General features: G+C 60.4%; 7 protein-coding genes. All 7 read right to left on the reverse strand.

Features of this window, described 5'->3' with window-relative positions:
• Positions 1-224: 224 nt before the first annotated feature.
• Positions 225-1,058, reverse strand: coding sequence for a peptide chain release factor N(5)-glutamine methyltransferase (gene prmC / locus H1Y01_RS05155; protein WP_219341284.1), 834 nt, complete (start codon positions 1,056-1,058; stop codon positions 225-227).
• Between the two features lie 167 nt (positions 1,059-1,225).
• On the reverse strand, positions 1,226-2,305 hold the full coding sequence (gene prfA, locus H1Y01_RS05160) for a peptide chain release factor 1 (protein WP_180539199.1): 1,080 nt from the start codon (positions 2,303-2,305) through the stop codon (positions 1,226-1,228).
• Positions 2,306-2,335: 30 nt separating this feature from the next.
• Positions 2,336-3,310 carry a DUF1385 domain-containing protein gene (locus H1Y01_RS05165; protein ID WP_219341285.1) on the reverse strand — a complete coding sequence of 325 codons (975 nt, stop codon included), beginning with the start codon at positions 3,308-3,310 and terminating at the stop codon, positions 2,336-2,338.
• A 33-nt stretch (positions 3,311-3,343) separates the two neighbouring features.
• Positions 3,344-4,096, reverse strand: a complete 753-nt coding sequence (locus H1Y01_RS05170; RefSeq protein ID WP_180539200.1) for a zinc ribbon domain-containing protein — start codon at positions 4,094-4,096, stop codon at positions 3,344-3,346.
• Positions 4,097-4,244: 148 nt separating this feature from the next.
• Positions 4,245-4,754: a DUF421 domain-containing protein gene (locus tag H1Y01_RS05175; RefSeq protein ID WP_219341286.1), complete on the reverse strand. Its 510-nt coding sequence runs from the start codon at positions 4,752-4,754 to the stop codon at positions 4,245-4,247.
• A gap of 156 nt (positions 4,755-4,910) precedes the next feature.
• Positions 4,911-6,191, reverse strand: coding sequence for an adenosylhomocysteinase (gene ahcY / locus H1Y01_RS05180; protein ID WP_219341287.1), 1,281 nt, complete (start codon positions 6,189-6,191; stop codon positions 4,911-4,913).
• A gap of 36 nt (positions 6,192-6,227) precedes the next feature.
• On the reverse strand, positions 6,228-6,527 hold a 300-nt coding region (locus H1Y01_RS05185), incomplete at its 5' end, for a methionine adenosyltransferase domain-containing protein (RefSeq protein WP_180539201.1).

Raw genomic sequence — 6,527 nt, forward strand, 5'->3', positions numbered from 1 at the left:
GCGCTTTGCCCCGGCCCAACGTCGACCGAGTTTCAGGCACGCTCGGGGGCGGAGAAAACCAAAATCTTCACGTCCGGTGTAAAGGTCATGACGGCGGCCGAGGTTGCGCGCATCGGTTACGCGGCGATGCTCCAAGGCAAGGCGGTCGCGATTACCTGATGGCAGAATCGGCTCGGAGCAGAGGGCATCCGGCTGGCGCCGCGATCCTGGGTGCGGCGGATCGTTTACGGTCTCAATTCGGCGTAGAGTACGCGGTCGATTCCCGCGAGATCTTTCCCGATGCGCGGCTCGGACCAACGCGCGTCCAGCATCTGCGCGACGTCGGCGCTTTGGCCCGCGCCAAGTTCCAGTACCAGTCCTCCACCTCGACGCAGCACACGCGCGCTTTCCGGGAGTAAACGGCGATAGAACGCAAGCCCGTCCCCTTCAGCGAATAGCGCGAGTGACGGTTCCCAGTCGCGCACTTCCGGCTGCAGCGTGGCGCGCGCTTCTTCGGCCACATAGGGTGGATTGGAGACGATCAGTCCCACAGAGCGGTCGGCGAGCGCGGATAGCCCGTCCGCCTGGATCCAATCGACGCGGGCATTCCCCGAATCGCCGTTGGCGCGCGCGATGGTGAGGGCGGCTTCCGAAATGTCGACGCCGACAACCCGCCGCGCGCCCTCCAGCGCTAACGTGATGGCGATGGCGCCGGAACCGGTTCCCACATCGACCGTCATGGCGGCCGAGCGCGCAAACGGAAGCGCCGTTTCCACCAGGAGTTCCGTCTCCGGCCGCGGAATCAGTACGTCCGGCGTGACGCGGAAATCGCGTCCGTAGAATTCCTGTTTGCCGGTTATGTATTGAAGCGGCTTATGGCGCAGACGCTCGTGGAGGTAGCGGCCGTAGTGGATCCACTCGACCTCGCGCAATTCCCGTTCGGGGTGCGCGTAGAGATACGTGCGATCGTTATGCAGCGCGTGCGCGAGCAGCACTTCGGCGGTGAGCCGAGGCGCGTCGATTTCCCCGCGCTCCAGCAACTCCACGCCCTGGCGCAGCGCGGTTCCTACGTTCAGCACCGGCCTAAGAACCCGTGGTTGTAGTCGAACACCGCTTGCTGACGCGCGCGGCTCAGTAAATTCGGTACATTACCGAGATTCGGCTCGTTACCGAGATTCAGTACGTTACCGAGATTCAGTTCGTTACAGAGCCGCGACGGTAACGGAGCGGTCACTACCACGGGCTGCTAAGCCGCTTCGCCTTCCTTCTTTAACTTCTCCGTCTGGAAGTAAGTCGTAAGCGCGTCCAGCATCGGTTCGATGCGGCCTTCCATGAAGAGATCGAGCTGATGCATCGTCAGTCCGATGCGATGGTCGGTCACGCGATTCTGCGGGAAGTTATAGGTGCGGATCTTCTCGCTCCGGTCCCCCGTGCCCACCATCGTTTTGCGTTCCGCGCCTTGCGCCGCCTGCTGCTTCTCGAGTTCCATCTCATAGAGGCGCGACCGCAGCACCCGCAGTGCTTTGGCGCGGTTCTTGATCTGCGATTTCTCGTCCTGGCAGGAGACTACCAGACCGCTCGGAAGATGCGTGATGCGAACGGCGGAGTAAGTCGTGTTGACCGACTGGCCGCCCGGACCGGAAGAGCAAAACGTATCGATCCGGATGTCTTTCTCCTCGATCTTGACTTCCACCTCATCCGCTTCCGGCAGCACCGCCACGGTCACCGCCGAGGTATGGACGCGGCCCTGGGTCTCGGTCGCGGGAACACGCTGCACGCGATGCACGCCGCTCTCGTACTTAAGCTTCGAATAGACCTTCTCGCCGCTGACGAGCGCCAGCACTTCTTTGAGGCCGCCGACCGAACTCTCGCTCATCGAGGTGATCTCGACGCGCCAGCGCTGCGTTTCCGCGAAGCGGGTATACATGCGAAAAATCTCGGCGGCAAACAACGTCGCTTCGTCGCCGCCCGTCCCGGCACGGATTTCGAGCACGCAGTCTTTCTCGTCGTTGGGATCTTTGGGCAGCAGCAGCACGCGAAGCTCTTCCTCGATGGCCAGCACTTCGGGCTCGAGGCGCGTGGTTTCTTCGGCGGCCATCTGCTGCAGCTCGGGGTCCTTCTCCGTCGCCATGCCGCGCGCCTGTTCCAGCTCCGTATACGACTTTCTCCACTGGCGAAACTTGGCCACGATTTCGGCGAGATCGCTGTGCGACTTGGCCGCTTTGCGATAGGCGTCGCCATCGTTGATCACAATGGGGTCGGCAAGCTGACGCGTCACGTCTTCAAAGCGTCTCTCGATTTGTTCCAGCTTCTCTACGAATTGCACAGCGTCACACTTATCCGATCCGGCGTCCGATCAAGCGATTACCAGTTCCCCGCCCTGTTTGCTTTCGAGAGCCATGGCCCGGTCGAGCGCGCAGATGGCGACTTCCGCCTGCTCATTAGATGGCGGCTGGGTGGTCACGCGTTGCAGCCATAAACCCGGCGTTGTCAGAAGCGCCAGGAACGAACCCTGCCGCTTGGCCGCGAACCGGATCAGTTCATAACTGAGGCCCGCGATGAGCGGCAGCAGCGCGATCCGCGAGAGCAGACGCGCGGTGAACCCGTCGAACGGAATCGCGATATAGACCAGCATCGAAATGACCATCACCACCAGCAGAAAACTGGTTCCACAACGCGGATGCCACGTAACGAACCGCTGCGCATTTTCGACGGTCACGGGCTGGCCCGATTCGTAGTTGAAGACCACTTTGTGTTCCGCCCCGTGGTACTCGAAGACGCGCCGAATATCCTTGGCGCGCGAGATCAAAAACAGGAACGCGAGAAAGATGCCGATGCGAATGAAACCGTCCACGAGATTGAGCATGACCCGGCCGTGCAGCGCGGCCACGTGGCTGCCGATCTGGGTGGCCAGGTAGAGAGGCACGAACTTATACAGAAAAATGAAAAACGCCAATGAAAATAGCAGATTCGCGACCAGCGCGCCGTTGGATACCGGTTTCGCGGCCGCGGCCTGTTCGGCCTCTAGGGCCATATTCGCCGAGAAACGGAGCGCCTTCAATCCCAGAGTCATCGCCTGACCGAGCGTCCCTAATCCGCGCAAGACGGGCCATTGGAAGAACCGGTATTTCTCCGACATGCGCGAGACCGGCAGTTCGTCGGTTGCGATCTCTCCATTCGGCTTGCGCACGGCAACGCAGTAACTGTGCGGGGCGCGCATCATGACGCCTTCCATCACCGCCTGGCCGCCGACGAGCGTCTCTTCTCCGCTCTCCAGAATGGGGAGCATTTGTATGTGCGCAAACAGGCGCAGGAATGTACGTACGGGCACGGTGATCAACCTCTGTGAGTATAACGAGTCAGGCTATTTGGCGCTGACCGCGTTCATCCCCGCCAGAGCCTCGACACTCTTCGGGGGATTCCAGTAGAGCATCCGGCTGCAGCTCTCGCAGAACATTACCTTCTCGCCGCGTTTCAGTTCCTGCATGAACTGCGGACGAAGCGTGATGTGGCATTGCCGGCAGCGGCCGTCCAAGGCTTCTGAAACCGCGATCCCGGCGCGTGTTTTGCGGATGCGTTCATAAGCCGTGACTACCGCGGGGCTCATGGTCGCGATCGTTTCCCGGCGCGCGGCCATTAGCGAGTCTAAAGTCTTTCGGGTTCCCGCTACGCGCTTCTCGGCTTCGCCTTTTTCCGCGTCGACCTGCTTGCGCTCGTCCTTCAGCGCGGCTTCCGCGGCCTTGACGTTCGCATCCAGCGGTTCGGAGGCAGTCATCAGCTCCAGAATGCGGTCTTCGGCGCCGCGAATTTCCTTGGTCGCGTAATCGATCTCATTCTGAAAAGCGCGGTAGTGCTCGTTGGTTTTGGCCTCAAGGGCCTGGCCGCGCAACTTGGAGATCTTGCCTTCCGCAAGTTGGATTTCGCCCTCGAGACGCTTCCGTTCTTTCTGATTGGCCGATAGAGCTGAACGGTCGATCTCGAGCCGCCGTTCGTGGGAACTCAGCTTCTTTTCAATTTCCGCAATGTGCTTCGGTAACGCCGCGATCTCTTTTTGCAAAACAGCGATTCGGCCATCGATGTCATGGAGGCGCACCGCCGCTTCAAGGTCGGGCAGCATGTTTGACTCTATTTTAACATCCGGGCGGGCGGTTAGCGCCCGTTATGTTTCGCCGCGTCGCAGTTAATGGTCCCGTTTCAGCGCCAACGCGCGGGCAAGGGCATTCGAAGGTTCGACCCGTTCCATTTTCGGTCGCGGCGCCGACGATTCAGTGGAGGCCGCGGATCAGCTCCGGCGCAGGATCCCGCACTTCATCCCGGCGGATTACCGATAGTTTCCCGCGCTGTTCAAAGATGACCAGATGAGCGTCTTCAAGGTTTAAGACCCCGTGCTGGCGTAGCAGCGCGTGCATGTCGTCCCTGGTTAATCCCGCCCGGCGGAGTTCGGAATCGATAATCTGCCCGCGTGAGAGAAGTACCTTGGGCGGATGGTCGAATAGCGTCGCAAAACGCGGAATTTGCCGGAGCCTTGATACGATCCGGTGCGCGACGAGGACCGTCACCAGCGTCGCCGCCCCGGAAACATAACTCGTCGTGGTTGCGTTAGGGACTCGTCCCACGATCGCGCCCACTGCAACGGCCGCGACAAAATCAAATGCCGACATTTCGGCGAGGGTTCGGCGCTCTCCCAACCGAAACCCGAACACCGCTGTGAGGTAAAGGAGAAGGGCCTTTACGATGACCCAACCTAAGGCGCTGAATCCTCCGAATAAAGGCAACCGATCCAGTCTAGCAGCCCGTGCCGTAACCGCTCCGTCGCCGTCGCGGCTCTGCAACGTACTGAATCTACTGAGTTCGGCATGCCCTTCGGTTCCCAACCAAGGATCAAAAGGGGCGCTATCCGGCGGGTATCTTGAGACTTCTTCCTCGGGCGTCTACGTGCCTTCGTTCCAGCTCGCGAGATAGTGCTCTTGCTCGGGCGTCAAGCGATCCACCTGTACGTTCATCGCTTCCAGTTTGAGCCGCGCGACCTGCTTATCGAGCTTCTCGGGAACCGAATAGACTTTGTTCTCGAGCGAGGCGTGATTCTTCACCATGTACTCGGCCGAAAGCGCCTGGTTGGCAAAGCTCATATCCATCACGGAAGCCGGATGGCCTTCGGCCGCGGCCAGATTGATCAGCCGGCCTTCACCGAGCACGTAAACCCGGCGGCCGTCGCCAAGATTGAACTCCTCAACGAACTCGCGGGTTTCACGGCGGGAAACCGCGGCTTTGGCGAGCGCTTCCAGATCGATCTCGATATTGAAGTGCCCCGAGTTGCAGATGATCGCGTTGTTCTTGAGGCGGCCGAAGTGCTCGCGTCCGATGACGTGCTTATTACCGGTGACGGTGATGAAGATGTCGCCGATCTGAGCGGCTTCGTTCATGGTCATCACGCGGTAGCCATCCATCACGGCTTCGAGCGCCTTGGTGGGGTCGATTTCAGTAACGATGACGTTGGCGCCGAGACCGCGCGCGCGCATCGCGACACCGCGTCCGCACCAGCCGTAGCCGGCCACCACGACCGTGCTCCCCGCGAACAGGACGTTGGTTGCCCGGATAATCCCGTCAATCGTGGATTGGCCGGTGCCATAGCGGTTGTCGAACAGGTGCTTGGTGTAAGCGTCGTTGACCGCCACGATGGGGTACCGAAGCACGCCTTCCGCGGCCATGGCGCGCAGCCGGATCACACCGGTGGTGGTTTCCTCGGTGCCGCCGACGATCTCGTCGAGCAACTCTTTTCGCTTGGTGTGAAGGAGGGATACCAGATCCGCGCCATCGTCCATGGTGAGGTGAGGACGGATGTCCGCGGTGGCGTTCAAATGCCGGTAATACAACTCGTTCGATTCGCCTTTAATCGCGAACACGCCGATGCTGTAGTCTCTGACGAGAGTCGCGGCGACATCGTCTTGGGTTGACAGGGGGTTGGAAGCGCACAGGGTCACGTCGGCGCCGCCGTCTCGAAGAGCAATCATCAGATTCGCCGTCTCGGTGGTGACGTGCAGGCAAGCCGCCACGCGCATGCCCGCGAGCGGCTGCGATTTGATGAACTGCTTGCGGATGGTTTGAAGAACGGGCATCGACTGAAAGGCCCATTCCACGCGGCGCTTACCGAGATCGGCGAGCGAAAGGTCTTTTACGTCGTGAGCGATTTGAGTTTGAACGTTAGCTGGCATTATTTATATTCATTTGCCTTTCGGGGTGAAATTGGATTAGCGCGCGCCGACTTCGGCGAGTTCCGGTGCGGCAATTTTGGCGGCGCTGCGGAGCGCGTCAACCTTGTCCGTCTTTTCCCACGAGAAACTCTCTTCGGTGCGGCCGAAATGCCCGAAGGCTGAGGTCTTGTGGTAAATCGGGCGCCGGAGGTCCAGAGTCTTGATGATGCCTGCCGGTGTCAACGAGAAGTTCGCGCGAATCAAACCGCAGATATTTTCTTCCGGGATCGTGCCCGTGCCGAACGTGTTGACGTTGACCGAAACGGGTTCAGCCACGCCGATCGCATAAGCGAGCTG

Source organism: Nevskia soli, from assembly GCF_903970205.1.
Lineage (GTDB): Bacteria > Acidobacteriota > Terriglobia > Bryobacterales > Bryobacteraceae > Bog-113.